Source organism: Streptomyces sp. NPDC017056 (assembly GCF_044332485.1).
Classification (GTDB): Bacteria; Actinomycetota; Actinomycetes; order Streptomycetales; family Streptomycetaceae; genus Streptomyces.
On sequence record NZ_JBIRPD010000026.1, the window covers coordinates 118,264 to 144,490 of the forward strand.

Annotated in this window: 22 protein-coding genes and 2 pseudogenes; 13 read left to right on the forward strand and 11 right to left on the reverse strand. The window is 71.3% G+C overall.

Features of this window, described 5'->3' with window-relative positions:
* Nucleotides 1-26: 26 nt before the first annotated feature.
* The 6 genes and pseudogenes from ACH4OW_RS34680 to ACH4OW_RS34705 form a co-directional block, all read right to left on the reverse strand.
* A complete protein-coding gene (locus ACH4OW_RS34680; RefSeq protein WP_398032093.1) occupies nt 27-695 on the reverse strand; it encodes a hypothetical protein in 669 nt (222 codons plus the stop codon).
* Nucleotides 696-725: 30 nt separating this feature from the next.
* The gene (locus ACH4OW_RS34685) at nt 726-1,937 is read right to left on the reverse strand and encodes a geranylgeranyl reductase family protein (protein ID WP_398032143.1); all 1,212 of its coding nucleotides are present in this window, start codon (nt 1,935-1,937) and stop codon (nt 726-728) included.
* Nucleotides 1,938-1,944: 7 nt separating this feature from the next.
* Nucleotides 1,945-2,193, reverse strand: coding sequence for a beta-ketoacyl synthase N-terminal-like domain-containing protein (locus ACH4OW_RS34690; protein ID WP_398032146.1), 249 nt, complete (start codon nt 2,191-2,193; stop codon nt 1,945-1,947).
* Nucleotides 2,118-2,327 (reverse strand): annotated as a pseudogene (locus ACH4OW_RS34695) (hypothetical protein); the annotation flags it as partial. The gene ACH4OW_RS34690 and the pseudogene ACH4OW_RS34695, both read right to left, overlap by 76 nt.
* Before the next feature lie 227 nt (nt 2,328-2,554).
* Complete coding sequence (locus ACH4OW_RS34700; RefSeq protein ID WP_398032095.1) at nt 2,555-3,838, reverse strand: hypothetical protein; 1,284 nt, start codon at nt 3,836-3,838, stop codon at nt 2,555-2,557.
* A 224-nt stretch (nt 3,839-4,062) separates the two neighbouring features.
* The gene (locus tag ACH4OW_RS34705) at nt 4,063-5,007 is read right to left on the reverse strand and encodes an AEC family transporter (RefSeq protein ID WP_398032097.1); all 945 of its coding nucleotides are present in this window, start codon (nt 5,005-5,007) and stop codon (nt 4,063-4,065) included.
* A 347-nt stretch (nt 5,008-5,354) separates the two neighbouring features.
* Here ACH4OW_RS34705 and ACH4OW_RS34710 point away from each other — a divergent pair, with 347 nt between their 5' ends.
* The 5 genes and pseudogenes from ACH4OW_RS34710 to ACH4OW_RS34730 all read left to right on the forward strand — a co-directional run bounded on the left by ACH4OW_RS34710 (nt 5,355) and on the right by ACH4OW_RS34730 (nt 10,349).
* Complete coding sequence (locus ACH4OW_RS34710) at nt 5,355-5,732, forward strand: hypothetical protein (RefSeq protein WP_398032100.1); 378 nt, start codon at nt 5,355-5,357, stop codon at nt 5,730-5,732.
* Between the two features lie 49 nt (nt 5,733-5,781).
* Entirely contained in the window at nt 5,782-6,429 is a 648-nt protein-coding gene (locus ACH4OW_RS34715) for an SRPBCC family protein (protein WP_398032101.1), read from the forward strand.
* Nucleotides 6,430-6,534: 105 nt separating this feature from the next.
* Nucleotides 6,535-6,669: pseudogene (locus ACH4OW_RS34720) on the forward strand (PadR family transcriptional regulator); the annotation flags it as partial.
* On the forward strand, nt 6,666-7,028 hold the full coding sequence (locus ACH4OW_RS34725) for a DUF1048 domain-containing protein (RefSeq protein ID WP_398032104.1): 363 nt from the start codon (nt 6,666-6,668) through the stop codon (nt 7,026-7,028). The pseudogene ACH4OW_RS34720 and the gene ACH4OW_RS34725, both read left to right, overlap by 4 nt.
* 147 nt (nt 7,029-7,175) lie before the next feature.
* Nucleotides 7,176-10,349, forward strand: a complete 3,174-nt coding sequence (locus ACH4OW_RS34730) for an ATP-binding protein (RefSeq protein ID WP_398032106.1) — start codon at nt 7,176-7,178, stop codon at nt 10,347-10,349.
* A gap of 79 nt (nt 10,350-10,428) precedes the next feature.
* Here the strand turns inward: ACH4OW_RS34730 and ACH4OW_RS34735 are convergent, their stop codons facing one another.
* Both ACH4OW_RS34735 and ACH4OW_RS34740 read right to left on the reverse strand, forming a co-directional pair.
* Nucleotides 10,429-11,949, reverse strand: coding sequence for a hypothetical protein (locus ACH4OW_RS34735; RefSeq protein WP_398032109.1), 1,521 nt, complete (start codon nt 11,947-11,949; stop codon nt 10,429-10,431).
* 21 nt (nt 11,950-11,970) lie between these two features.
* Entirely contained in the window at nt 11,971-13,701 is a 1,731-nt protein-coding gene (locus tag ACH4OW_RS34740) for a hypothetical protein (protein WP_398032111.1), read from the reverse strand.
* A 138-nt stretch (nt 13,702-13,839) separates the two neighbouring features.
* Between ACH4OW_RS34740 and ACH4OW_RS34745 the strand changes: the two genes are divergently transcribed.
* Complete coding sequence (locus ACH4OW_RS34745) at nt 13,840-15,480, forward strand: carboxylesterase/lipase family protein (protein ID WP_398032113.1); 1,641 nt, start codon at nt 13,840-13,842, stop codon at nt 15,478-15,480.
* Between the two features lie 35 nt (nt 15,481-15,515).
* Here ACH4OW_RS34745 and ACH4OW_RS34750 read toward each other — a convergent pair whose 3' ends face one another.
* Nucleotides 15,516-16,769: an RNA polymerase sigma factor gene (locus tag ACH4OW_RS34750; RefSeq protein ID WP_398032115.1), complete on the reverse strand. Its 1,254-nt coding sequence runs from the start codon at nt 16,767-16,769 to the stop codon at nt 15,516-15,518.
* Nucleotides 16,770-16,796: 27 nt separating this feature from the next.
* Nucleotides 16,797-17,213, reverse strand: a complete 417-nt coding sequence (locus ACH4OW_RS34755; RefSeq protein WP_398032118.1) for a YciI family protein — start codon at nt 17,211-17,213, stop codon at nt 16,797-16,799.
* A gap of 457 nt (nt 17,214-17,670) precedes the next feature.
* Here ACH4OW_RS34755 and abc-f point away from each other — a divergent pair, with 457 nt between their 5' ends.
* From abc-f to ACH4OW_RS34775, 4 genes are all read left to right on the forward strand, one after another.
* Entirely contained in the window at nt 17,671-19,305 is a 1,635-nt protein-coding gene (gene abc-f / locus ACH4OW_RS34760; RefSeq protein ID WP_398032121.1) for a ribosomal protection-like ABC-F family protein, read from the forward strand.
* A 79-nt stretch (nt 19,306-19,384) separates the two neighbouring features.
* A complete protein-coding gene (locus ACH4OW_RS34765; RefSeq protein ID WP_398032123.1) occupies nt 19,385-21,088 on the forward strand; it encodes an ABC-F family ATP-binding cassette domain-containing protein in 1,704 nt (567 codons plus the stop codon).
* Nucleotides 21,089-21,090: 2 nt separating this feature from the next.
* Nucleotides 21,091-21,654 carry a CGNR zinc finger domain-containing protein gene (locus tag ACH4OW_RS34770; protein WP_398032125.1) on the forward strand — a complete coding sequence of 188 codons (564 nt, stop codon included), beginning with the start codon at nt 21,091-21,093 and terminating at the stop codon, nt 21,652-21,654.
* A gap of 196 nt (nt 21,655-21,850) precedes the next feature.
* A complete protein-coding gene (locus tag ACH4OW_RS34775; protein WP_360140178.1) occupies nt 21,851-22,042 on the forward strand; it encodes a hypothetical protein in 192 nt (63 codons plus the stop codon).
* 26 nt (nt 22,043-22,068) lie between these two features.
* Here ACH4OW_RS34775 and ACH4OW_RS34780 read toward each other — a convergent pair whose 3' ends face one another.
* On the reverse strand, nt 22,069-23,250 hold the full coding sequence (locus tag ACH4OW_RS34780) for an alanine racemase (RefSeq protein WP_398032127.1): 1,182 nt from the start codon (nt 23,248-23,250) through the stop codon (nt 22,069-22,071).
* A gap of 98 nt (nt 23,251-23,348) precedes the next feature.
* Here ACH4OW_RS34780 and ACH4OW_RS34785 point away from each other — a divergent pair, with 98 nt between their 5' ends.
* The 3 genes from ACH4OW_RS34785 to ACH4OW_RS34795 all read left to right on the forward strand — a co-directional run bounded on the left by ACH4OW_RS34785 (nt 23,349) and on the right by ACH4OW_RS34795 (nt 26,114).
* A complete protein-coding gene (locus ACH4OW_RS34785) occupies nt 23,349-23,942 on the forward strand; it encodes a cupin domain-containing protein (RefSeq protein ID WP_398032130.1) in 594 nt (197 codons plus the stop codon).
* 148 nt (nt 23,943-24,090) lie between these two features.
* Nucleotides 24,091-24,819: a hypothetical protein gene (locus ACH4OW_RS34790; RefSeq protein ID WP_398032132.1), complete on the forward strand. Its 729-nt coding sequence runs from the start codon at nt 24,091-24,093 to the stop codon at nt 24,817-24,819.
* On the forward strand, nt 24,816-26,114 hold the full coding sequence (locus tag ACH4OW_RS34795; RefSeq protein WP_360140166.1) for a HAMP domain-containing sensor histidine kinase: 1,299 nt from the start codon (nt 24,816-24,818) through the stop codon (nt 26,112-26,114). The genes ACH4OW_RS34790 and ACH4OW_RS34795 overlap by 4 nt, the downstream gene beginning before the upstream one ends.
* Nucleotides 26,115-26,227 lie beyond the last annotated feature (113 nt).

The following is a 26,227-nucleotide window of genomic DNA, read 5'->3' on the forward strand; positions in this document are numbered from 1 at the left end:
ATCGGGTGCGGGCGCGCCGGTTCCGGTCAGGTGGATCGCGGCGAAGGCGGCCCGGCGTCCTCGGGCAGCGCGTCGCCCAGCTCGCACACCCCGGCCACCAGGGCGTCCGCCCGTGCGTCGTAGCGCAGGGTGTTCCAGTACCAGTACAGCGGGCCGAGGAGGCGGGCGGCCGCGTGCGCGTCCCGCCCTTCGACGGCCGCCCGCAGCGCGAACACGAGGTTGTCGTACTCGGCTGCGAAGAGCGCGAACGAGGTCTGCTGTCGGGCGGAGCGCAGCAGCGGCCCGTGCTCCTCGGCCACACCGGCGAAATGGCGGACGAGGCGGCCCCGCACCGTGTCCCGCTCGCCCGCCTGGAGGAGTTGGCCGGCCGCGTACGCCCGGACGCTCTCCAGCATCCGGTAGCCGTCCCCGGCCCGCTCCACGAGGGACTTGTCGACCAGCGAACCGAGCACGTAGGGGACGTCACCGGCAGGCAGCGTTCCGTCCGAGCAGACCGCCTCGGCCCCGGTCGGCGCCGGAAAGACCGCCATCCGCCGTGCCAGCACCCGCTCCTGGCCGGTCAGCAGCTCCCAGCTCCACTCGATCACCGCGTACAGGGTGCGCTGGCGCGGCTGCGCCGCCCTGTTGCCCGTGGACAGCAGCCGGAACCGGTCGTCGAGCCGCCCACCGGGCCAGTATCCCGGACGCGTGATCACGCGGCTGCCGGGAGCGCGGCCGTCCGGCGGTCACGCGCGGTTCCCGGGCGGCCGGGCGGGCAACCGGGTGCCCACCGCGGCCGCGAAGCGGGCGAAGGGTGTGTTCATGATCCTGGCGACGCTGGAGTGGCCGGCGAGATAGGTGTCGAGGCGGTGCCATGCCTGCGGCAGGCGGGTCAGAGCGGTGTGGACGAGGGCCGGGTGCCGGACGAACAGGCTCGCCAAAGTGGCGCTGGCGTGCATCTCGATGCCGAGGAGGTCGTCGATCTGCTGTGCGTAGTGGCCGGTGGCGGACTTGGTCGCCGCGTCGCCGGAGACCGCGGCGAGGCGGGCGGCGGCACGGCCCGCGAGGGCTCCTGAGCGCAGCGCGTACGAGATGCCCTCGCGGGACCAGTGGTCGAGCAGTGCCGCGGCGTCTCCCGCGACCAGCACGCGCCCGCGGGACAGCGGCGAGTCGGGGCGGCGGCAGCGGGTCAGGTGATCGGTGTCGTGGAGGGGCCGGGACGTGTGCAGGCCATGGCGTCCGAGGAAGTCCTCCTTGTAGGCGCGCAGCGGCGCGGGGTTCCCGCGAGCGGCCACCACCCCGGCGGTGCAGACGTCCCCCTTCGGGAACACCCAGCCGAAGGAGCCCGGCAAGGGACCCCATTCGAACAGCACCCGGCCACGCCAGTGATCGGCCGTCCCCTGGCTCACGGGTGCCTCCACCTCAAGGGCGAGGTCCACTTGGGCGCACCGCACCCCAACGTACTGGGCGACCTGGCTGGCGCTGCCGTCGGCGCCGACCAGCGCCCGGGTGCGGAGGGTGTCGCCGCGGTTGGTCCGTACGGTCACGGTGCGGCCCAGCTGCTCTAGAGCCGTCAGCGCAGTGCTGTCGCGCACCGTGGCGCCGGCGGCGGCCGCGGCCTCGGTCAGTGCGGCGTCGAGTTCGCTGCGGAAGACCAGCGCGCAGGTGGGGGTGGCGCACGTGCGGGTGCGTTCTTTGCCGCCGTTGAGGGTGAAGGTGAACAGGCGGGCCGTGTCGAGCACGTTCAGGGGCAGGCCGGGAGGCAGCGCGGCGAGCGCCGCTCCGATGAGGCCGCCGCCGCAGGTCTTGTACCGGGGGATGGCGGCGCGTTCCAGCAGCAGCGCCTCGCAGCCGTTCTCGGCGGCGACACGGGCCGCGGTGGCGCCGGCCGGGCCGGCGCCGACAATGATCACATCCCAGGTCTTGGGGGTACGGGAGGGTCGGGCTGGGACCGGCATGCGGTGGTCACCTCGAATCGGTCGCGTCGGTGGATTCCTGTCCTGGCCGCTTGAGCACGACGCCCCCGCAGTCCTCGCCGCGTACGTAGCCGTCGGCCGCCGCGTCGGACGCGTGGCAGCGGCGGGCGAGAACACGCCCCGCAGGGCGGGGGCGGCGACGCCGTCCGGGCTCAGGGTCGGCGACACGGCACCGGCCAGGGCGACCTCCGTCTCGCCGGTCCGCAGGCTCTGGCGGGCGGCGTGTACCGCCCGCCAGTTCCTCCTGGCCGGCAGTACCAGCGTGTTCGCCCATGCGCCTGTCCGCCCTTCGCTCCAGGAAAGCCAGGACGGCAACCGGCCTGCTCCCCACCGTCCTTTCGGGCTTTGCGCTACCTCTTCATTTCGCCACACATGAGGCAGTGCTCAGAAGGGCGCACACTGCGCGGAAAGCAGCACGGCGGAGACGCCGGGGCGGTCGTCATGCGTCGCATTCAGCCGATCAGGGGCGTTTGTGGGCCGTACTCGCGAACCACCCTCGGCCTATTGTCGGCATTAACGCTTTTACGAACTGCCGCAAGGGCCCCGGACCGCACCGGTCCGGGGCCCCGCGAACTCGCCGTCTTATGAACCGGCTTCCGCTACTCCGTCAGCGACTTGGCGTAGAGACCGTACAGCTTCTGGTACACCTCGTCCTGCGTCGGGATGAGCACCAGCACGCGAATGGTCAGATTCCCCTTGGCCGGGACGATGTGCACGCCCTCAGGAGGCGAGCCGAGAACCACGTTTCCGTCGGATCCATCACCGACGATCAGACCCCAGAAACTGGCCTCGAATTCCGGCGCCAGCACCGAACCTTCCGGAAGTTGCCCGAACCCGACATTCCAGTGCCGCACGTCGGTTTCCCCGGCGTGCATGGTGATGTCGTACGAGTAGATGTACTTGTGCGTCTGCCAGTCCTGCCAGGAGGAGTTGAACTTGAAATCGACCTTGAGGTTCTTGTCGGTCGCCGTGAAATTCACGGTGTCCGGCTCGGATTCCTGGCTGCCGCGTACCGCCTTCGCCGTCACGCTGTGCTTTCCGAGCGGCCAGCCGCCCTCGGGGACGTAACTCCACAGGTTGCTGATCACCTTGGCGGTGCCGAGCTGGGTGCCGCCCTCGGCGAGCGTCACCGTGTCGGCGTTGAACGCGACGCCGTCGACGGTGGCGCCGCTGTCCACCTCGGCGCCCTCCTTGGGGGACCTGACGTCCACGACGGGCGTCGGCAGGGTGACGTAGAAGCGCAGCGGTGCCTTGCCGGAGAGCACGTCGTCGCGCACGGCGATGGCGGAGAGGTCGTGCTGTCCGAGGGGCCAGTCCGCGTCCGGCGCGTACTCCCACTTGCTGTCCTTGACCGGGCAGGTGCCCAGCAGTTTGGCCCCTTCGTAGAGCAGTACCTGCTGGACGTCGGGGGCCGCGTTGCCCTGGACCGCCTGCCGGCGGTCCTGGGTCTGCGCGCTGGGGGCCGGGGCGGTGAACACCGGCAGCGGCACCGGCTTGTTGAAGGCGAGTGCGGACTGGGCCTGGTCGTTCCAGGTGCCGGTGGAGCTCCCGGCGAGCGGGATCCGCGTCAGGTCGGCGATCGAGGAGTCGGCGGTGACGGGCAGCTGCGCGCCGCCCTGGTTGACCCTCGTGAAGAGGATGTTGTCCCGACCGGTGTTGTTGACGACGCTGCTCACGCCGTCGTCGCTCTGGTCGAACCCGTAGTCGCTGAAGTTGTTCGCCGTGCCGTTGGCCGGAATGACGAGGATTTTGGTGCGTGGTCCTCCCACATTGAAATTGACGTCGGCGAACAAGGAGAAGGCGTTCTTGGGGGCGGCGTCCTTCCCCCGGCCGGTGATGACGTACGGTTCGTCGGCGGACTTGCCATTCCCGTTGACAGTCACTCGCATCCCCATCTCGTCGCTGTTTCGTTCACCACAAGGCTGCGCGCGGCATGTGGCGCCGTCAATTGCGGAAGGCTTGTTCGACTGCGTTCAGGCCATAAGGAACGATGGCTTAATTTCGCAACGGCGAATTCACCTTCGACGAGCCGGTGTTCGGGCGCGTCACCAGGGTGCGGGCCCGCCCCTGCCGGCCTCCGGAGGCTCCGGCGCGCGGACCGCGGCCCTCAGGCCGTGGCCCACTGCACCCACAGGGGCAACAGCAGCAGCGTGACGACCGAGCTCTTGACGACAAGGGCCGCGGACATGTCGACCCCCACGTCATAGCGCTGGGCGAAGATGAACAGGTTCTGCGGGGCCGACATCGCGGCGAGCAGGACGAGGTAGTGCAGCCAGTCGCCCTCGACACCGAAGCCGTAACGGGCCACGACCAGAGTCATGAGGGGAAAGGCCACACATTTGAAGGCGACGATCCACATCTCCTCCACGGTGGTGCCACGCAGCGTCAGTCCCATGCCGCCGAGGTGCAGGCCGAGGGCGAACAGCGCCACGGGAGAGGAACTTTCGCCGACGAACGCGAAGCTGTCGAGGACGAATCCGGGAAGCGGCACCGACAGGAGGTTGAGCGCGATGCCCGCATTGCAGGCGAGGACGACGGGCGTCATCAGCGAGGCGGCGAGGGCGGCGGAGAGCCGTGTGCGCAGGGTCCCGCCGCGGTCCGGGCGCCCCAGTTCCATGATCGAGATGATGATCAGGGACAGCACGCAGACCTGGAAGAGCAGCACGGGGAAGATCGGCGCGGCGTTGCCGAACAGCATGATGAACACCGGTACGGCGAAGTAGGCGGTGTTCACCTGGACGGCGGCCATGACGCGCAGCGCCAGGCCGCGCGGGTCTCGCACACCGAAGGCCCGGCTGAGCGCACCGGCCAGCACGACGGCGACGCCCGCGGCGGCCGCGTACCCGCCGATGGCCCGCCAGTCGAACAGGGCTCCCAGGTCACTCCGGTAGATGTTGCCGAACAGGAAGCACGGGACCGCGAAGAGGAAGGCGTAGTCGGCGAAGACCTTGGAACTCTCGGCCGGCACCACCTTGCGTCTCGCGAGGACGACCCCGCACCCGAAGGCGAGGACCACCGGCGCCAACTTTTCGAGCGCGCCTAACGCCTCCACGCCCGCACCCCGGCCGACGTCACGGCGACGGACGTCGCACGCTCCCCGCGGCACGCCGAAGCGGCCGAGTCCTCCCCCATGGAACCGTTCCTATCGTTCTCGTTCAGCGCCATTGCCCAACGACAAGATCCGGGAATCCCCCGTCATCCCAAGCCAAGATTCACGATCTTGCGAGGCCCATCGAATCGGCATGCGGGCCGACGCGTCCAGGGGTGGCGCCTATGGCACGCGTCACACCGGAAGGGGTGCCGCGACTTTCGCGAGCACTTCCCCGCCCCTCCCCGCACCTCTTGCCCTCTCGTCGAGCCCCGGGTTATAACCTCTAACCGAAGCATGAACTTCTATCCATGACGAAGGGCAACGCCATGACCACCACGATCGAGTCGTCCCCCACGCGCCGCCGCGTCCCGCTGCCGGTGACCGTTGCCGCCTGGACCGCCCCCGTCCTGGTGGTCGGCCAGTTCGCCCTGATCGCGGTCCTCCCGGTCGCGATCGCGTCGGCCGGCGCGCTCCGCCACGTCCGCGACCGAGCGGTACGCAGGGCGGCCGCCCTGCTCGCCGTCAGCTACGCCGTCCCGCTCGCCATATGGCTGACGCGGCCCGACGGCGCGCAGAGCCTCTCCAAGGACATGCACCCCGCGTTCACCGGACTGATCGTCGTCGCGTCCGCCGTCCTCCTCGTCACCCTTCGCCGAGCCCACCGCCGGCCCCTCCCCTCACGCTGACCCGCACGCGACACGCCACACCCGCCCCTCAACCGACAAGGAACCCGCCATGCCCGGCATCCGCCACACCAGCATCCGCGCCGCCCTGTCCACCGTCCCGCTCGTCGTCGGCGTCCTCGCCACCACCGTCACCCCCGCCGGAGCCACCACCCCCCGCACCGACACGTCGCCCCTCACCTGCCGCGGGCAGGGCGTCGACCCCGACGCGCTCATTCGGCACAAGACCGAGACCGTCATCCACGCACCGCTGCACACCATTTGGAAACTGCAGACCGACGTAGAGCGCTGGCCCTCCTGGCAGGCCCCCGTCACGACCGCGGAACGCCTCGACCACGGCCCCCTCCGCCGGGGTTCGGTCTTCCGGTGGACGCCCCCGGCACCCCCCACTCCCACGACTTCCGCCACCACCCTGGAAATCACCTCGACCGTCGAGCAGCTCAAGCGCCACTCCTGCATCCGATGGACCGGCCCCGCGATCGGTGACGGGCTGCGTATCGACAACGGCGTTCACGTGTGGAACTTCGCCAAGGTCAAAGGCGGCGTCCGGGTGAGCACCGAGGAGACCCACACCGGCGAGCAGGTCGAATCGGACGTCCCCACCGCAACCAGAATCCTCCGCGCGGGCCTCGAACAATGGCTGCGCGACCTCAAAACCACCGCCGAGGCGCACGCCCACCACCACCAGCAGCAGCACTGATCCACTCGGAGCCGTAGCTCTCACGCCCCGCCCCGGTCACCCACCAGGACCTCTGCCCTGGCGGGTGACCGGTTTTCGCAGCCATGCCGCCGCGCTCGCGTTGCGAGGGTGTCCGGACTGGGCCCGCCGCGCAAGTTCTACGCGCTCAACGACGCGGGACGCGAAAGGCTCGCGACGTTCTGGACGAAATGGGAGTACCTCTCCTCGCGCATCGACAAGCTCAAGGAGGGCGGGCGATGAACTACTCGGACGTCACGGGGCGCAACCTGATTCCGATTCTCGACGGTGTCCTGGGGCTGCTCGAAGAAACAGCCGCGGACGGGCAGAGCGCTCATGAAGTGCTCGGGGACGACATCGCGGGCTTCTGTGCGGCACTGGCCGGCGAAGAAGGGGCCCGGAACCATCGCGTGCCCGACGGGCCACTGCTCCCGGGAATTGTCGATTTCTTCGAGGAGGGCGTGGCAGCCGGCAAGGGCGTCCTGGAAGTCACCGGCGACGACGTCGCCGCCTTCTGCGACAACCTGGTCAAGGACGCGCGCACCGAGCCCACCCCGCCCCCGGCGGGCCCGTGCACTCGGGAAGGTGACTTCGGTACGTAACTCCGCGCGTCCTCCCGGCCTGCGGCTATCAAGGCAGCGAAGACAGCGAAGACAGCTTCGGCACACGGTGACGTACCGCCGACGCGGCGCGCGGCCGGGACGCGGAGGTACCGCGAGCCGCGGACCCACGCTCGGGAGGACGTACGCGTGGAAACCACGCTGATCGGGCGGGAGCACAGCGCAGGGGTGCTGCGGTCCCGTCTGGAGCGGGCGCGCGCCAGTCACGGCGGGCTGGTGATGGTCACGGGTGAGGCCGGCATCGGCAAGACGTCCTTGGTGCGCGGCGCGGTGGACGAGGCCCGGGAGCGTGGCGGCATGCTGGTGGTGCACGGCGCCTGCTGGGACGCCGACGGCACACCGGGCTTCTGGCCGTGGACGCAGGCCGTACGCAGCTTGCGGCGCGGCGCGACCGCCGGGGAGTGGGAGGGCGCGGCCACGGCCGCCGGTGGAGCGCTTTCCGTGCTGCTGGGCGAGGGCGCGGGCACCGGGGACCCGGTGCGCTTCGAGCTGTTCGACGCGGTGACCACGCTGCTGACCGTCATGTCGCAGAGCCGCCCCGTGGCCGTGGTGCTGGAGGACCTGCACTGGGCGGACGCCGCGTCGCTGAGCCTTCTGGAGTTCACGGCACAGCACGCCTGGTTCGAGCGGCTGCTCGTGATCGGTACGTACCGGGACGTCGAGGTGCAGCGGCCCGACCACCCCCTGCGGCCGCTGCTGCCGCGGCTCGCGGCCAAAGCCACCACGATCGCGCTGACGGGCCTGACCCCGCCGCAGGTCGAGGAGCTGGTCACGCGTACGGTCGGCACCCGGCCCGACGCCGCCACGACCGCCGAGGTGTGCGAACGCACCGGCGGCAACCCGTACTTCGTGGAGGAGACGGCCCGCCTGTGGTCCGCTGGCCAGCCCGTGGCCGCCGTCGCGCCCGGGGTCCGCGCCGTGGTGCACCGGCGGCTGTCGCTTCTCGGCGGACCCGCCGTGTCGCTGCTCGGCGCCGCCGCGGTGCTGGGCCGCCGGTTCGAGCGGGGCGCCCTGGCCCGTACGGCCGGGTCGCCTGAGCCGCTCGCCACCAAGCTGCTCGGGGAGGCGGCCGCGGCCGGGCTGCTGGAAGCGCCGGCGGCCGACGCGTACGTCTTCACCCACGACCTGGTACGGGAGGCCCTGTACGACGGCCTGGCCGAGGACCGGCGCCGCCACCTGCACGCCGCCGCCGTACGCGTCCTGCGGGACACGGCCGGCGCCGGGGACCGCGCCCGGCCGACCGACCTCGCCCGGCACGCCTACTTCGCCGGCCCGGACCTCGACGCCGGCGAGGCGGTGGGCATCCTGGTGGCGGCGGCCCGGCACGCGGTCAGCAGGCTGGCGAGCGAGGAGGCCGTCGGGCACTACCGGCACGCACTGGAACGGCTCGGCACCCACGACCCGCGCCGCCACGTCCTGCTCGCCCTCGACCTCGGCGCCGAACTGCAGCTCCTCGGCGAACACGAACGCTCCTGGCTGGTGTACGAGGACGCCGCCACGCTGGCGACCGGCACGGGCGACGCCGAACTCGTGGGCCGGGTGGCCCTCACCCTGCACAGCGCGGACGGCCGGGGCGACCGGACGGGGCTCAAGACCCGGGCGATGCGTGAGGCACACCGCGTCCTGGTGCCCGGACCCCGCGCCACGGACGACGAGCCCGGTGCCCCCGGCGCGGGCCCGGCGGAAGGAGTGGCCCGGCGCGTCGTGGCGGCCGCCCGCGCCGCCGCCGACGACGACGCGCTGCACCTGGGCTTGTGGGCGCGCCTGCACGCCGTATGGGAACCGGGCACGGCCGCACAGCGGGTCCGGGTGGCCGGGGAGCTGATGGAGGTGTCCCGCCGCCGGACCGACGTGTGGATGGAGCACCTGGCGGCATCGATGCGCTGGGTCGCCCTCCTGGAACTGGACGACCCCGCGTTCCTGCGGCAGTTCTACGCCATGGTCGCCGGCGCCGACGCCTGCGGACTGCCCCGGACTAGCATGATCTCGGTCATCGACCGCAGCGTCGTATACGCGTTCATGGGACGGTTCCCCGAGGCAGGCGACCTGCTCGCACAGACACTGGCCCTCAGCGGCACCCACGCCAACTACTACCAGTACTTCATCGGTCACCACCGCTGGGCACTGTCCCTCCTCCAAGGCAGCTTCCCGGAAGCGGAGCACGCCCACCGCACGATGTCCGGGCGCGACCACCTGTACACCCAAGTCCTGGCGAGCCTCACCGCGTTGGAACGGGACGCCACCTGGTGCGGCCCGGTGCCATGGCCCGGCGCCGGCCCGACCGGCGACAGCGTGCTGGAACGCGGCATCGCTCCACTGCGGGTCCGGCTACAGGCGCAGAGCGCGGCGGCGTCCCGCGACCCGGTACGCTGCGAACAGGCACACGACGCCTTGGCACCGTACCGAGGGCAGTGGCTGGTCTCCCTGTTCGGCTGGGACATCGGCGGCCCGGCAGCCCTGTGGTCGGGCATGCTGCACGCTGCCGAGGAGCGATGGGCGGCAGCGGTACGCGACCTCACCTCCGCCCGCCAGTCGGCCGACCGGCTCCTCGGCCGCCCCTGGTCGGTACGCGCCCGTACGGAACTGGCCTGCGCCCTGCTCGCCCGCGCGGACCGCGACGACAAAGAACGGGCCACCGCGCTGTTGCACGACGCCGAAGCCGAGGCCCGCGAGCTGGGCATGACCCACATCGTCGACCGGGCCCGCCGCCTCCTCCCCGCTCCCGCCCCGCCCACCGGCTCCCCCGTCCCCCCGCCTGAGCGGGAGTTCGTACGCAACGGCGCCGTGTGGCGCCTTCGCTACGCGGGCCGCACCGTCCACGTACCCGACGCCAAAGGGCTGGCCGACCTGCACACCCTGCTCAGCTGCCCCGGCCAGAACGTCCCGGCCGTTCGCCTGCTGTACCCGGACAGCGCGCCCATGGCAGTGGCGGCGGGCGCCCTCGGAAGCGATGCGGTCCTGGACGACGAGGCGAAGACCCGCTACCGGCGGCGCTTGGACCTGCTGGACGAGGAGATCGACAGAGCAACCGGACGCGGCGACGACCGCGCGGCCGCAGCGTACGACCACGAGCGGGAAGCTCTGCTCGCCGAACTCCGCAAGGCCGCGGGGCTGGCCGGCCGCTCCCGCCTCTTGGGCGACGAGACCGACCGCGCCCGTAAGAACGTCACGGCCCGCATCCGGGACACCCTGCGCCGCCTGGGAGAACACCACCCCGAACTCGCGGCCCACCTGCGAGCGGCCGTGTCGACCGGCGGGATGTGCCGCTATGCCCCGGACCACGAGGTGCGGTGGCGCCTGTGACCCCGTGGGAAAAGACCGCCGGACGGCCGCCCCGCACCCCCGTGCGCGCGGGGCGGCCGTCCAGCGGCGCCGTCGGCGTCTAAGCCAACGTCGGGGCAGGCTGCTGAGCGCCGGCGGCCTCGGGTGGGTCGTTGGCCAGGTCGCCTTCCATGTCGACCCAGGTGTCGTTCCAGGCATGGCCCTGCTCGGGCCCGCGCTGCCAGGTGTGAGTGACGTGCCCGTTCGCCTCCCGCCCGAAAGCAGAAAGGGAACCGTGCGGATTGAGAACCACGGCCGGATCACCGGTGAGACGCCCGTGCAACGGCGACCAAGCGGACCACGGCCCACCCGTCCCCGTCTGCCAACGATGATGCAGACCGTCATCGGCACCACGCGCGAACAACACCATCCCACCATCACGCCCGACAAGGACGGCCGGCCGCCCCTGGACGGACCCCTCCATGTCGGCCCACGTGTCGTTCCAGCCGTAGCCCTGCTCCGGACCCCGCTGCCACGTATGCGTCACCCGCCCACCCGGGCCGCGGGCGAACACCGACAACGCACCATTCGGACTCAAAACGACAGCCGGATCACTCGCCAGCCGACCGCCCAACGGCGTCCAGGCAGACCACGGACCGCCCGTCCCCGTCTGCCAACGATGATGCAGGCCCTCATCGGCACCACGCGCGAACAACACCATCCCACCATCACGCCCGACAAGAACGGTGGGCCGCCCCTGTACGGACCCCTCCATGTCCACCCACGCGTCATGCCACGCATAACCCTGCTCCGGCCCCCGCTGCCATGTATGCGTCACCCGCCCACCCGGATCCCGGGCGAACACCGACAACGCGCCATTCGGACTCAGCACCACCGCAGGGTCACTCGCTACACGCCCGCCCAACGACACCCAATTCGGCGCCCACTCACCAGCCTCCGACTGCCACGTATGCCACAACGCCCCATCATCACCACGCACAAACACCACCAACTTGCCGTACCGCCCCACCAAAACCCACGGCCGACCCACCGCACCCCCCGCAGGCCGCCCCAACGGCGTCCACCCCGACCACGCACCACCAGCCACACTCTGCCAACGATGCACCACCTCACCCGCCCCCGAGCCCGCCCCACCCACACCGAAGACGACCATCCCCGAGCCCGTGTCCACCACCGACGGCACCCCCACGCTCACCCGGGCCGCCGTCTGCGGGACATGGCCCACCGCGTTCCGCGCCTCTTCGAGGAGTTCCCGCGCCTTGGCCTCGACCTCGTCGTAGCGGTCGGGAAACGCGGAGCGCTGTACTCGCTGTGCCGTCTGACCTGCGGTCAGTTGGGGGTTCTGCTCCGCGACGCGAACGGCCCGGGTGAAGAACTGGGTGGCCGCGTAAGGCACCTGCATGATCTCTTGCGGTGTGCCCCAGCCCTGGCTGGGCCGTTGCTGGAACACCCCGAGCGAATCCCGGTCACCGCACGGGAGGTTGTTCATGTGTGACTCGACCCAGCCGGCTTCGAAGCCGGCGAGCATCACCTTGTCGGAGACACCGAGGTCGCGTCCGACGAGGTAGACGGCCTTGGTGACTTCCAGATCATGGTTCGGTGGAACGGGGCAGGGTGCCATGACGATTCTCCTGTCTACTGTCTACGCGGGTGTCGCGGTGGGGGTCTGGGCGAGCGGCGAGTCGGTGGCAGCGGCCTCGGGTGGGTCGTTGGCCAGGTCGCCTTCCATGTCGACCCAGGTGTCGTTCCAGGCATGGCCCTGCTCGGGCCCGCGCTGCCAGGTGTGAGTGACGTGCCCGTTCGCCTCCCGCCCGAAAGCAGAAAGGGAACCGTGCGGATTGAGAACCACGGCCGGATCACTACTGAGACGCCCGTGCAACGGCGACCAAGCGGACCACGGACCGCCCGTCCCTGTCTGCCAACGATGATGCAGACCGTCATCGGCGCCACGCGCGAACAGCACCATCCCGCCATCACGCCCGACGAGAACGGTCGGCCGCCCCTGGACGGCCCCCTCCATGTCGGCCCACGCGTCATTCCAGCCGTAGCCCTGCTCCGGACCCCGCTGCCACGTATGCGTCACCCGCCCATCCAGGCCGCGGGCGAACACCGACAACGCACCATTCGGACTCAGAACGACAGCCGGATCACTCGCCAGCCGACCGCCCAACGGCGTCCAGGCAGACCACGGCCCACCCGTCCCCGTCTGCCAACGATGATGCAGACCGTCGTCAGCGCCACGCGCGAAGAGCACCATCCCGCCGTCCCGGCCCACCACGACAACAGGCCGACCACGCACGGATCCCTCCATGTCCGCCCACGTGTCGTTCCAGCCGTAGCCCTGCTCCGGCCCCCGCTGCCACGTATGCGTCACCCGCCCACCCGGATCCCGAGCGAACACAGACAACGCACCATTCGGACTCAGCACCACCGCAGGGTCACTCGCTACACGCCCGCCCAACGACACCCAATTCGGCACCCACTCACCAGCCTCCGACTGCCACGTATGCCACAACGCCCCATCATCACCACGCACAAACACCACCAACTTGCCGTACCGCCCCACCAAAACCCACGGCCGACCCACCGCACCCCCCGCAGGCCGCCCCAACGGCGTCCACCCCGACCACGCACCACCAGCCACACTCTGCCAACGATGCACCACCTCACCCGCCCCCGACCCCGCCCCACCCACACCAAAAATGACCATCCCCGAACCCGTGTCCACCACCGACGGCACCCCCACACTCACCCGGGGGCTCGTACTGGGTGCCGCGTCCGTCCACCAGGTGGTTTCCTTGCGGGCGCCGGGCCAGGAGAAGCTGAAGTGGATGTGGTTGGTGTGCGGGTTGCTGCCCCGGTACGGCTGCCAGCCGGCGTCGGGGCGGTTCGCCATCCAGATGCGCCGGTTCCAGATCATGTACATGATGCCGAGGCGGCGGGCCAGTGCGTGGGGATTGCCGTGCCGGTCGGTGGCATGCAGCCAGTCGATCAAGTCGTCCGCCAGGTGGGCCTGGCCGTTGACCTCGACGCCCCAGTCCCAGGCCCGGCCTTCCTTGTGCTCGCTCTGGCCGCCGCTGCCGCAGGACCGGCTGATGCCCAGGTCCCGGGTGCCCGCGTAGGCGGTGAGGACGAGGTCGCGGAAGCCGGCGACGCCGGGCTTGGCGGCGGGGTCGCAGTCGCGCTGCGGGTCGTACGGCGCGTACGGGTCGATGCGTGGTCCGAAGTCGGGTGCGGTCGGCGCCATGAGGACTCCCGAAGGTCGGCCGCTTCCCTGTGAAGCGGCTCTGCCCTTGAGGCGCGTGATCGCCTTTGGCAGCTGCCAGATGCGATCGCGCGCCTTCAGAGAAAACGGCGTTTCTGTCGGATGCATGTGCGACTTGCCCCCTGTAGGGGTGACCGAGTGGCGCGCATCCGGGGGCGCACGTGTCCGGGCGGTTGTCGCCGCCGTTGCCGTGTCGGTCGATCGGTCGGCCAGTCGGCCGATGGGTGGGTGGGAGGGGAGCGGGTCATGTGGGTTCGGAGCGGGCCGAGGAGACTGGTCGGAGTCGCGGTGGCGGCGGTTTTCCTGAGTGCGGGGGCCGTCGCGTCGGCGGTGCCCGGCGGGGTGCGGCCGGGCGGCGGGGCGGTGGAGGAGCGGGTGACCGTACGGACCGATGCCGGTCTGGTGCGGGGCGTGCGGTCCGCGCGGCACCGGATCTTCCAGGGCATCCCGTATGCCGGGGCCCCCAAGGGTGCGTACCGGTGGGCGGCTCCGCGTCCGGTGCGGCCGTGGCAGGGGGTCAGGGACGCGGCCAGGCCGGGGCCGTTGTGTCCGCAGGTGCCGTCCCAGTACGCGCAGGTGTCCAGCGAGGAGGAGGACTGCCTGGTCCTGAACGTCACCGCGCCCGCCGTCGTACGGCACCGCCCCGCCCCCGTACTGGTGTGGATCCACGGTGACGGAACGGTCGGCGCGGGCAGTTTCTTCGATGCGCGCCGGCTGGCCGGCCGTGGCGTCGTGGTCGTCACCGTCAACTACCGGCTGGGGATCTTCGGCGGCTTCGCACACCCGGGGCTGCGGGGCTCGGGGACCTTCGGGCTCCAGGACCAGCAGGCCGCGTTGCGCTGGGTGCGGCGCAACGCGGCCGCCTTCGGGGGCGACGCCACGCGCGTGACGGTGGCGGGCTCCTCGTTCGGCGCCTCGGCCATCGCGGGACACCTCACCTCCCCCGGGGCGCGCGGCCTCTTCCACCGGGCCGTGCTGGCGAGCGGCGAGGGCATGATGGACATGCCGGCCGGGGCGATGGGCCCGGACGTGCCCGGTTACCCGTGGTTCGTCTGGCGCACGGCCCGGGAGGCGGAGGAGATCGGCGCGGAGATGACCTCGTCGCTCGGGTGCGCGGCGCCCGACCCCGCGCGCACGCTGCGGTGCCTGCGAGCCCTGCCCGTCAAGAACATCCTCCGGATTCCGTACATCATGAACGCCTTCCAGATCTTCGCCTACGGCAACGAGACGCTGCCTCGCCTGCCGGCCCGGTCCTTGCGCGAGGGGCGCTTCCACCGCGTACCGGTGCTGTCGGGCGGGACCCGCGACGAACACCGCACGTTCGTGGGGTTGTTGTACGACGCCGTCGGCAAGCGGTTCACCGAGGAGGACTACGGGCGGGCGCTCACGAAGGCGTTCGGCAGCCGCGCGGGCGCGGTGCGCGCGCAGTATCCGCTGACGCAGTTCCCGTCACCGGCCATCGCCTGGGCGGCCGTCGTCACCGACCGGATGTGGGCCCGGGGCACCCACGCGCAGCACGCGGCGCTCTCGCGGCGCGTTCCGACGTACGCCTACGAGTTCGCCGACCGCAACGCCCCCCTGTACCTCCCGCTGCCGGGCCGCTTCGACTTCGGCGCCTATCACGCGGGTGACACGCCCTACCTGTTCGAGGAGCCGGAGGCCGGCAAGCGCTTCACGGCGGCGCAGCGGTGGCTGTCGGACACCATGACCGACCAGTGGGCCGCCTTCGCCCGCACCGGCACGCCCAATGGGCCCCGCCTTCCGGTCTGGCGTCCGTACCGGGGCGCGGGCGGGCGTCCGTACACCCAGTCACTGGCGCCGGACCGGATCGGCCCGGTCGACTACGCCCGGGAGCACGCCCTCGATTTCTGGCGCCGGTTCCCGTAGGGCGGCCGGAGCCGCCGGGCGGGGCGGGCGTCTCGTCATTCCAGGCGGGCCGCTCGGGAGCGCAGGTAGCGTTTTTCAGGGAGGCTGAGGGTCAGGTCGGCTGCCAACTCGTAGGCTGTGCGCGCCTCTTCGTGCCGACCGGCCATCTCCAGCAGGTGGCCGCGTACTGCTTGAAGCCGGTGGTGGCCCTGCATCCGGTCGTCCTCCTCCAGGGTGCGCAGCATATCCAGACCGGCCTGCGGGCCGTGTGCCATCGCGGTCGCGACGGCGTGGTTGAGAGTGACCACGGGGCTCGGTGCGAGGCGTCGCAGGACGGTGTAGAGGGCGCAGATCTGCGGCCAGTCGGTTTCCCCGGTGCTGGGGGCCTCGCCGTGTACGGCCGCGATGGCGGCCTGGAGCTGGTACGGGCCGACGGGGGCCGGGGAGCGCAGCGCGCCGGTGATCAGGGCCACGCCCTCGTCGATGGCCGCCTTGTCCCAGCGCCCGCGGTCCTGCTCGGCCAGCGGAACCAGTGAACCGTCGGCACCGGTGCGGGCGGCGCGGCGCGCGTCGGTCAGCAGCATCAGGGCCAGCAGCCCGGCCGTCTCGCCGTCGCCGGGCAGCAGCCGCACGGCCGCGCGGGTCAGGCGGATGGCCTCGGCGGCCAGGTCGGCGCGCTGGAGACTGGGGCCGGAGGTCGCCGTATACCCCTCGTTGAAGATCAGGTACAGGACCTTGAGGACGGCCGTCAGCCGGGCGGCGCGTTCCCGGCCGGCGGGCTGCTCGAAGCGGAAGTGGCCACCGGCCGTCCTGATCCGCTGCTTGGCCCGGCTGATCCGCTGGGCCATCGTCGCCTCCGGGACCAGGTGGGCGCGGGCGATCTCGGCGGTGGTCAGCCCGCCGACGGCGCGCAGGGTGAGCGCGGTCTGCAGGGTTTCGCTCAGCGCGGGGTGGCAGCACAGGAACAGCAGGGTCAGCGTGTCGTCCTCGGTGGGGAGGCGGCTTTCGCCGGGTGGCGGCGCGTGCCAGGCGTCGCGCGGGGTGAGCCGGGCGGCGCTCTCCTCGCGGCGGCGCCGGGCCTCCTCGCTGCGCAGCAGGTCGGTCAGGCGGCGGGCCGCGACCTTGATCAGCCAGCCGCGCGGGTTGGCGGGGCGGCCCTGGCGGGGCCACTGCTCGGACGCCGCCAGCAGCGCTTCCTGTACGGCGTCCTCGGCGGTGTCGAAGTGTCCGTAGCGCCGTACGAGCGCGCCGAGGACCTGCGGCGCCAGGCGGCGCAGGTCCTCGGAGTCGTCGCGGCGGGGGTGTCCCACCGTCTCTGCCCTCCGGTCCCGTTCCGTTCAGCCCTCGATCGTGTCCGGCACCTCGCCGATGGGGCGCACGACGATCGGGTAGTCGGGGGAGTTCGCGGGTACCGGGCATTCGAGGACGCGGGCCGCGATCTCGGTGACCCGCTCGAAGCTGGCGCAGTCCAGGAGCCAGTAGCCGGCCAGCATCTCCTTGGTCTCGCCGTACGGCCCGTCGGTGATCTCGACACCGTTCTTGCCGCGGGAGATCAGCCGGGTCTGCGCGGGCTCGGCCAGGCCCTGGGCGTCGATCAGTTCGCCGGACTCGGCGAGGTCGTTGTTGATGGCGCCCATGTGGTCGAACATCGCCTGAAGGTCCTTCTGGGACCACTCGGGGGCGCCCTCGGTCCCCTTGCCGCTCTGCGCGTCGTAGTCGGCCTGGCTGGCGAGGACCATCATCATGTACTTCATTGCGCTGCCTCTCCTTCGGGGTGGGCGCCCGTGTCGGCACCTCTCGGACGAGACGTCGGAGCGGGCGGGGAGTTCTCGACACGACCGGCGAAAAATTCTTGTACTCCGTTTCCGCCTCCCAGAGAAGTGCTCGCGCACGCGGCCCGCAACCCACGGTGCGCTGTGCTCAGAAGCCGGGCCGGGGGGGCTCGCGGGCCGTACGCCGCACCGTTCCGGCCCGGGGAAATATTCCGCACGGTGATCACGTGCTGCTGTTAACCTGGCGGGGACGTGATCTCGGATCGAGGAGATGCAGCTGTGGCGGGTGACGAAGACATCTCCGGGTGATACCCGGACCTGACGGCCGCCGGCCGGTGCGTGGAAGCACCGCCGTGGTGGCCGCCTTGTCGTGCCCTCCAGCCCGCCCTCCCGGGTACCGGTGTCCGCCGGGCCCGTGGTGTTTCTCCGAGGTATCCCCATGTCCGACGCTTCCGTCGTCTGCTCGAACCTGTCCTTCTCCTGGCCCGACGACACCCCCGTCTTCCAGGACCTCTCCTTCACCGTGGCACCCGGCCGTACGGGCCTGGTCGCGCCCAACGGGTCCGGCAAGAGCACCCTGCTCAAGCTGATCGCCGGCGTGCTGCGGCCCGCCGGCGGGTCCGTGTCCGTCTCCGGCGTCCTCGGCTACCTCCCCCAGAGCCTCCCCCTCGCCGCCGGCCTCACCGTCGCCGAGGTGCTGGGCGTCGCCGAGGTGATCCGGGCCCTGGACGCCGTGGAGTCCGGTGACGTGAGCGAGGAGCACTTCGCGACCATCGGCGACGACTGGGACATCGAGGAACGCACGCGCGCCCAGCTCGACCGGCTCGGCCTCACGGAGCTGACCCTCGATCGCGGCCTGAGCACGCTCAGCGGCGGCCAGGTCGTCTCGCTCGGCCTGGCGGCGCAGCTGCTCAAGCGGCCCGACGTCCTGCTGCTCGACGAGCCGACGAACAACCTCGACCTCGACGCGCGCCACAAGCTCTACGACGTGCTGGAGGACTGGCACGGCTGTCTGCTCCTCGTCAGCCACGACCGCGCGCTCCTCGACCGTATGGACCGCATCGCCGAACTCGACCGCGGATCGCTGCGCCTGTACGGCGGCAACTTCACCGCGTACGAGGAAGCCGTGCAGGCCGAACAGGAGGCCGCCGAGAAGAACGTCCGCAACGCCGAGCAGGAACTCAAGCGCGAGAAGCGCGAGTTGCAGCAGGCCCGCGAGCGCGCCGACCGCCGGGCGAACAACGCCTCCCGCAACCTCAAGAACGCGGGCCTGCCCCGCATCTTCGCCGGGAACATGAAGCGCGGCGCCCAGGAGTCGGCCGGCCGGACGGGCCAGATGCACGCCTCCCGGGTCAGCGAGGCCAAGGCCCGCCTGGACGAGGCGGGGCGTGCCGTGCGCGACGAGCAGCGCATCACGCTGGACCTGCCCGACACCAACGTGCCGGCGGGCCGCAACCTGTTCCTCGGCGAGGGCCTCCGCGTCAGCCACGGCGCGCGGCCCCTGTTCGCGGCCGGCGGGGTCGATCTGACGATCCGGGGCCCCGAACGCATCGCGCTGACCGGCCCCAACGGCGTCGGCAAGACCACGTTGCTGCGCCTGCTGTACGGCGACCTCGAACCCGACGCGGGGCAGATCAAGCGGGCCGACAGCCGGATCGCCTACCTCTCGCAGCGCCTTGACGTACTCGACCTCGACCGGACGGTGGCCGAGAACTTCGCCGCGTCCGCCCCGCACCGTACGGAGGCGGAGCGGATGAACCTGCTTGCCCGCTTCCTCTTCCGGGGCCCTCGTGCCCATCTGCCGGTGCGTGTGCTGTCCGGCGGTGAGCGGCTGCGCGCCACTCTGGCCTGTGTGCTGTGCGCCGAACCGGCCCCGCAGCTCCTGCTCCTGGACGAGCCGACGAACAACCTCGACCTGGTCAGCGCCGGGCAGTTGGAGAGCGCGCTCGCCTCTTATCAGGGGGCGTTCGTCGTCGTCAGCCACGACGAACGCTTCCTCTCCCGCATCGGCATCGGCCGTTGGCTGCGGCTGGCCGACGGCACGCTGCGCGAGACGGCGGCCCCCGAGGTGTGACGCGCCGGAACACGGCCGGGCCCGCCGAGGTATGCCACCCGGCGGGCCGTTCACCCTCACTCACACCAGGTGGTCCACCATGCCCCGACCTGCCCTGCTCGCCCACGACCTCGTCCGTACGCTGGGGACCCGACGGGTCCTCGACGGCGTCTCCCTCACCGTCTCCCCCGGCCGGCGCGTGGGGCTGATCGGCGAGAACGGTGTCGGCAAGTCGACACTGCTGCGTCTGCTCGCGGGAGCGGACGAACCCGACGCCGGCCAGGTCACACGCCCGTCCGACCTGGGGTTCCTGCAACAGGAGATGCCGTTCGACAGCGACGCGACCATGGCCCGCGTACTGGACGACGCCCTGCGGGAGGCCCGCACCGACCTCGCCGAACTCGACCGGCTCACCCGGCTGCTCGCCGACACCCCGGACGACCGCCCCGGATACGCCGAGCTGCTGGACGCGTACGGACAGCGGCTTGAACAGGCCCAGGAGCGGGAAGCCTGGGACGCCGACCGGCGGGCCGCGATCGTCCTCGACGGGCTCGGCCTCGGCGGCTTCGCCCACGACCGGACCCTCGGCTCCTTGTCCGGCGGACAGCGCGGCCGGCTGGCCCTGGCAGCGCTCCTCGTCCGCCGCCCCGCGGCGCTCCTGCTGGACGAGCCGACCAACCACCTCGACGACGAGGCGGCCGCCTTCGTCGAGAACCAGATCCGCGAACTGCCCGGCGTCGTCGTGACGGCCAGCCACGACCGGGCGTTCCTCGACGCCGTCTGCACCGACCTGATCGACCTCGACCCGGCCGTCGACGGCCCCGTGCGCTACGGCGGGAACTACAGCGCCTACCTGGCCGAGAAGCGGGCGGAGCGGGAGCGCTGGGAGCGCAGGTACGCGGAGGAGCAGGAGGAACTGGAAGCGCTGCGCCGCTCGGCCGGGGTGACCGCGCACCGCGTCGCCCCGGACCGCGGGCCGCGGGACAACGAGAAGATGGGCTACGGCCACCGGGCCGGGCGGGTGCAGCAGCAAGTCTCCCGACGGGTACGCAACGCCACCCGCCGGCTCGGCGAACTGGAGCGGACCCAGGTCGGCGAACCGCCCCGGCCCTTGCGCCTGCACGCCACCACGCTGGCCGTCGAACCACCGGAGGAATCCGCGGCAGGACCGGCCCCCGCCCCCGCCGACAGCAATCTCGTCGCGCTGCGCGACGCGCGTGTGCCCGGCCGACTGAGCATCGCCCACCTGGACATCCCGCCAGGGGACCGCCTCCTGGTCACGGGAGACAACGGCTCGGGAAAGTCGACCCTGCTGTCGCTGCTGGCCGGGCGGCTCCGTGCCGAGGGCGGGATACGCAGGCGGCCGGGCCTTTCCGTGGGACTGCTGACGCAGGACACCGTGTTCGAGCGCCCGGACCGCACGGTGCGCGACACCTATACGCACGCGCTGGGCGCCGAGCGGGCGGAGGCGGTCCCGCTGGGCTCGCTGGGGCTGCTGCGCCCCGCTGATCTCGGCAAGCCCGTGGGACAGCTGTCGGTCGGTCAGCGCCGCCGTCTCGCACTGGCCCTCCTGGTGGCGCGCCCGCCGCAACTCCTGCTGCTCGACGAGCCCACGAACCACCTGTCCCCGCGCCTGTGCGACGAGCTCGAAGACGCCCTCGGTGCCGGTCCCGGCGCGATCGTCCTTGCCAGTCACGACCGGTGGCTGCGCGCACGCTGGCAGGGCCGCCGACTGCGACTGCGCGCCCCGGGCAGCCCTGCCGACGTGCCTTGCCGCACCCATAGTCACCCGCCAGAATGGTGACTGTGAATCTCGATCACGTCTTCGTCTGCGGCCACCCCGCCCTCGACTTCGCCGCGACGCTCCGGGCCCGGCGCTCCGTGCGCTTCGAGATGTTCGCGGCACCGGAGCGGCTGGACGCGTGGTACCTGGAGTCCGGGATCGCGGACTCCGTGACGCCCGCCCGGCCCGCCGACGTCGAGCGCGCGAGGGCCGTACGGGAAGCGGTCTACGAGCTGATCACCGCCCGCCGCCTCGGCGAGGCGTTCGGCGACCGCGCCCTGGACGTACTCAACGGGGCCGCGCGCAAGCCCACCGCGGCCCCGCAGCTCACGAACGCGGGGCGCCGGACCGACGCCAGCTCCGAGGAAGCGCTGTCCGCCGTGGCCCGCCAGGCGGTGGAACTGCTGAGCGGGCAGGACGTGCCCCTGCTCAAGGAATGCGGCAACCCCGAGTGCACGCGCGTCTACATCGACCGCTCCCGTGGCATGCGGCGGCAGTGGTGCGGCATGGAGTCCTGCGGCAACAAGATCAAGGCCGCCGCCTACCGCGCACGCAAGAAGAGCGCACCCGCCACGACCTCCCGCTGACCGGCCGGGCAACTCCGGGCCGGTCGAGCAACTCCGGGCCGGCCGGTCGACTCCGGGCCGGTCGGCCGCGCGGGAGCCTATAGCACTTCACCGTCACCCCCTTGACTGGTGACGCAACGGGTGCGAGAGTCACCAACACGGCCCGCACCAGGCCGATGGAGAGCCCAACCCACCACCACAGCAGTGGAGGCCGACGGTGAACACCGACAGGACGACGGACGGCGCGGCAGCCGCCCGGCACACGAAGTTCGGCAAGCTGCCCGAGCGCATCCCGTACGAGAACATGGTCACGGAGAAGCCCTCACAGGAAACCCGCGCGCCGGGCACGTACACCCCGGAAGGGTCGTGGAACCACTTCTCCTGCCTGGCCCTGGACCTCGGCCTGTAGGCGGCCGGGCTCCCCCGTACGGCCGCTCACCGGAAACGCGGATGCCACACCTGCGGGGCGGCGCCTTCGTGGTCGACGACCGTGATGTCGGGCCATTTGTCGAACGCGGAGCACGGGTGGGAGATGCCGAGGTCGACTTCGTCGCCGACGTACAGGCCGTGGGCGTCGCTCAGGACCAGGTGGTGGTCGAAGATCTGGGCCGCCGTACCCGTCGCGGCCGGCCGAGGCACGCCTTGCGGGTCACAGGCACCAACCAGGACCGGCAGCCCCGCGTCGTAGGGCAGTTCGCGTTTGCCCGCGCCGACGACGACCAGCCCCGGCTCCGGGGCAGACAGGACGACTGCGCGTACAGTCAGTGCCGCTTCCAGTCCGGGGAAGGGCGAGACGTGTTCGTACGTGCCGTGGTCGTGCGTGACGTAACAGCCCGACCGCAGCACGAACACCGCGTCTGAGCCGCCGAGTTGCCCGGCGGCTTCCTGATGGGCGGCGGCTTCCTGATGGGCGGCGACGGCCCGGTCGGGGAAGGCCGACCCGCCCATGCTGAAAACGGGCCGCTCGGCCTGGATCAGTGGCGCCAGGCCGTGGAACACCTCGGCTGCCTGGCGGCAGTGGCGGTCGACGCCCGCGACCGTTTCGGCGTCCCGGCGGTTGGGCCGGATTCCCTCGTAACCCGCGACACCCGCCAGGAGCAGTCCCGACGGCGCCTCGGCTACGGCCTTGCCGAGCGCGTACGCCGCCTCGGCCTCCCGGACACCGGTACGCCCTCCCGGAGCACCCACGTCGACGAGTACGCGCAGGGGGTTGGTCGCGCCGTCCATGGCGGACCGTGCGAGCCCGGCTCCGGCCGCCGAGTCGACGAAGCAAAAGAGTTCGAGGCCGGGCAGCGCGTCCAGCCATTGCCGTACGAGGGCGAGGCCGGGACCGTGGACCACCTCGTTGGCGATCACGATGCGGCGCAGCCCCCACTCCAGCGCCATGCCTGCCTGCCGCACCGTGGCGACGGTGACGCCCCACGCTCCCGCTGCCATCTGCCGCTCCACGACGGGCCTGGTCATCGTGGTCTTGATGTGCGGCGCCAACTCCACTCCCCGCTCGCGGCACCAGTCGGCCATGAGCCGTACGTTGTGCTCCAGCGCGCGCAGGCCGAGCCGCAGCTGAGGCAGGTCGGGCGTGGGGAGGTGGGCGAATGCGGCGTAGGGCTGGTTCATTCGGTACCGGTCCTCTGTGAGGTGAAGCGTGAAGGGTGACGGACAAGCGTGTCCAGTATGCTCGATGCAACGCATCATTTACTGGACAAGGGGTGACTGTGACCGCCGACGATCACCTGCATGCCGAAGAGCCGGCGCCTGGCGACCCCGGCATTGGCCGGCACCTGCGCCGCGAGCGTCTGAACAGGGGCTACACCCTGGAGAAGCTGGCCGAGAAGACAGGTCTGTCACGCAGCTACCTCAGCAACATCGAGCGCAACGTCAACAGCCCCACCATCAACACCCTCCGCACGATCGTCAGCGCCCTGGGGGTCTCCCTCAGCCGCCTCTTCGCAGACATCGATCGCGAACACCGGGTCCTGACCCGGCCGGACCAGCGGGTGGAGCTCACGCGCGCGGGAGTGGAAGGGATCACCTACACCCTCCTCAACCCCAACCCCGTCGGCCGGCTCGAAATGATGATCCTTGAGGTGGCTCCGGGCGCGTCGTCCGGAGACCAGCCGCACACCCACTCGGGCGAAGAGGTCGGGCTCCTCCTCAGCGGCGAGCTCGACTACTGGGTCGACGGAGTCCACTACCACCTGCGCCCCGGCGACAGCGTCAGCTTCGAGTCCTCCACTCCCCACCGCTACCGCAACCCGGGCCCGGTCCCGGCGGTCTGTGTCTGGTCGGAAACCCCGCCGGGCTTCTGACCCCCGGCGCACGGCGCGGTAACGGCACCGTTCGAACCCTTATGGGTGGGCGTTACACAGCTGCCGGATTGCCGCAACAGAGGACAGCCAGCATCGTGACGACGTGGGTCCTCCGGCCCGCGCCCGCGCACCACCGACGGGAAACGATGTGCTCCTCCCCCACCTCCGGCCACCCACCGGCCACGTACGGACCTGGCCGGCGCTCCTCGCCGCGGGGACGGCTGCCGCGCTGCTGAGCGGCTGTACGCAGACCGGGGCGCCCAAGAGCGCCGGGCAGACGCAGGCCGCCTCCGCGCCGGCGCGGCTGTGGCAGGAACCCGCGCAGGCACCCTCGCCCAGTCAGAAGGAGTCCGACGCCCACCCCACTCCGCTGCGCGGAGTGCCGAAGGTGCCGTCCGGCGACATTCACCAGGCATCGTGGCTCGGCATCGTCAAAGCACAGGCCACCGTGGGTGTCACGATGAACAACGCACTGCCGTTCGACCAGGACACCACGCAAAGGATCAAGCGGTGTACGGCGGAGCGGCAGCACGACAACGCGTGTCCGGTACGGGCTCCCCGGTACCGGGACCTCAACGGTGACGGGAAAGACGAACTGATCGTCGGCGTCAAGGGGCAGAGCGAGGTGACCATCTGGGCCTTCATGGTCAAGGACGGGCAGGTGGTACGAATCCTGGACACCTTCGCCCGGCCGCTGTCGGTGGAGGTCACGGGCCGGGACGTGATCCTGCGCGAGCCCAGCGGCTCGGCCGGCTACGAACAGCGCACGGTCTACTCCTGGAACGAACGCGAGCAGTCCATGGGACTGCGGATCACGGAGTACGACGCGCGCCGCCCCTCCCCTTCCGGTTCCCCCTCCCCGAAGGCCGCACGATGAGCGCCCGCACCCCGCGAACAGACACCCGCCGACGGCTGCGCCTGCCCTCCTTCACCGCGACACTGCGCTGGAAAGCCGCCCTGTTCATCACCGTGATGTGCTGCCTGCTGGCCACCGTCCTCGGCGTACTCGTCCATGTCCTGGTCAGCCGCCAAAGCGAAAACCAGGCCCGCAACGCCGCCCTCACCCAACTCGACACCACCGTCAAGGCCTACACCACTGGCGAACCCCTCGGCCCCAACGCCCGCCTCGACCCACCCGACCTCCCACCCGCCCTGCGCGCCCTGACCCAACACGGCCAACGTGCCACCCAACTAGCCGACCACGACGGCACCCCCGTCATGTGGGCAGCCACCCCCGCCGACGGCAAGACCCTCGCCATTCACCAGGACTACGCCCCTCGCGCCGCCGTCATCCGCGGCCTCGACCAGGCCATCATCGGCTCCGCCGCCGTCGCCATCACCCTCACCCTCCTCATCGGCCTCTACGCCACCCAAAACGTCACCCGGCGCCTCGACCGCACCGCCCACATCGCCCGCCGCATCAGCACTGGCGACCTCGATGCCCGCGTCGACGACCCCCGCGCCCACCACCCGGCCTACACCCGCGACGAGACCGCCGCCGTCGCCGCAGCCCTCGACGCCATGGCCGCCAGCCTCCAGAGCAAGCTCCACAGCGAACAACGCTTCACCGCCGACGTCGCCCACGAACTCCGCACGCCCCTCACCGGCCTGCACACCGCCGCCGAACTCCTCCCGCCCGGGCGCCCCACCGAGATGGTCCAAGAACGCGTCCACGCCATGCGCCGCCTGACCGAGGACCTCCTCGAAATCTCCCGACTCGACGCCGAAGTCGAACAGGCCGAACTCGACACCCACCAACTCGGCCCCCTCGCCCACCGCACCGTCCACGCCACCGCCCTGCCCACCACCGTCCGCATCCTCAACGACTGCCACATCGAAACCGACCAACGCCGGCTCCAACGCGTCCTCGCCAACCTGATCGTCAACGCGCACAAACACGGCCGCGCCCCGGTCACCCTCACCATCGACGGCCCCCGCATCTCCGTCCGCGACCACGGCAACGGCTACCCCGACGAGCTCCTCACCGAAGGCCCCCAACGCTTCCGCACCCGCCCCCAGCACAACAAGACAACCGGCGGACACGGCCTCGGTCTCACCATCGCCCAAGGCCAGGCCCGCGTCCTCGGCGCCACCCTCCACTTCGCCAACGCCCCCGACGGGGGCGCCATCGCCACACTCACCCTGCACCCACCGAACACAGACCACTCCTGAGACAGGGTCCGGAAATGCGGAAAGCCCCGCACCATACGGTGCGGGGCTCCCCACATTCACAATTTGTTCGGCGGCGTCCTACTCTCCCACAGGGTCCCCCCTGCAGTACCATC

What these genes read in the sequence shown, in the direction of transcription:
- ACH4OW_RS34710 (WP_398032100.1), top strand. Translation starts at nt 5,355, where the DNA reads ATGACGAAGGGCAACGCCATGACCACCACGATCGAGTCGTCCCCCACG.
- ACH4OW_RS34685 (WP_398032143.1), bottom strand. Translation starts at nt 1,937, where the DNA reads ATGCCGGTCCCAGCCCGACCCTCCCGTACCCCCAAGACCTGGGATGTG.
- ACH4OW_RS34765 (WP_398032123.1), top strand. Translation starts at nt 19,385, where the DNA reads ATGCCCCGACCTGCCCTGCTCGCCCACGACCTCGTCCGTACGCTGGGG.
- ACH4OW_RS34715 (WP_398032101.1), top strand. Translation starts at nt 5,782, where the DNA reads ATGCCCGGCATCCGCCACACCAGCATCCGCGCCGCCCTGTCCACCGTC.
- ACH4OW_RS34740 (WP_398032111.1), bottom strand. Translation starts at nt 13,701, where the DNA reads ATGCATCCGACAGAAACGCCGTTTTCTCTGAAGGCGCGCGATCGCATC.
- abc-f (WP_398032121.1), top strand. Translation starts at nt 17,671, where the DNA reads ATGTCCGACGCTTCCGTCGTCTGCTCGAACCTGTCCTTCTCCTGGCCC.
- ACH4OW_RS34725 (WP_398032104.1), top strand. Translation starts at nt 6,666, where the DNA reads ATGAACTACTCGGACGTCACGGGGCGCAACCTGATTCCGATTCTCGAC.
- ACH4OW_RS34755 (WP_398032118.1), bottom strand. Translation starts at nt 17,213, where the DNA reads ATGAAGTACATGATGATGGTCCTCGCCAGCCAGGCCGACTACGACGCG.
- ACH4OW_RS34735 (WP_398032109.1), bottom strand. Translation starts at nt 11,949, where the DNA reads ATGGCACCCTGCCCCGTTCCACCGAACCATGATCTGGAAGTCACCAAG.
- ACH4OW_RS34780 (WP_398032127.1), bottom strand. Translation starts at nt 23,250, where the DNA reads ATGAACCAGCCCTACGCCGCATTCGCCCACCTCCCCACGCCCGACCTG.
- ACH4OW_RS34745 (WP_398032113.1), top strand. Translation starts at nt 13,840, where the DNA reads ATGTGGGTTCGGAGCGGGCCGAGGAGACTGGTCGGAGTCGCGGTGGCG.
- ACH4OW_RS34795 (WP_360140166.1), top strand. Translation starts at nt 24,816, where the DNA reads ATGAGCGCCCGCACCCCGCGAACAGACACCCGCCGACGGCTGCGCCTG.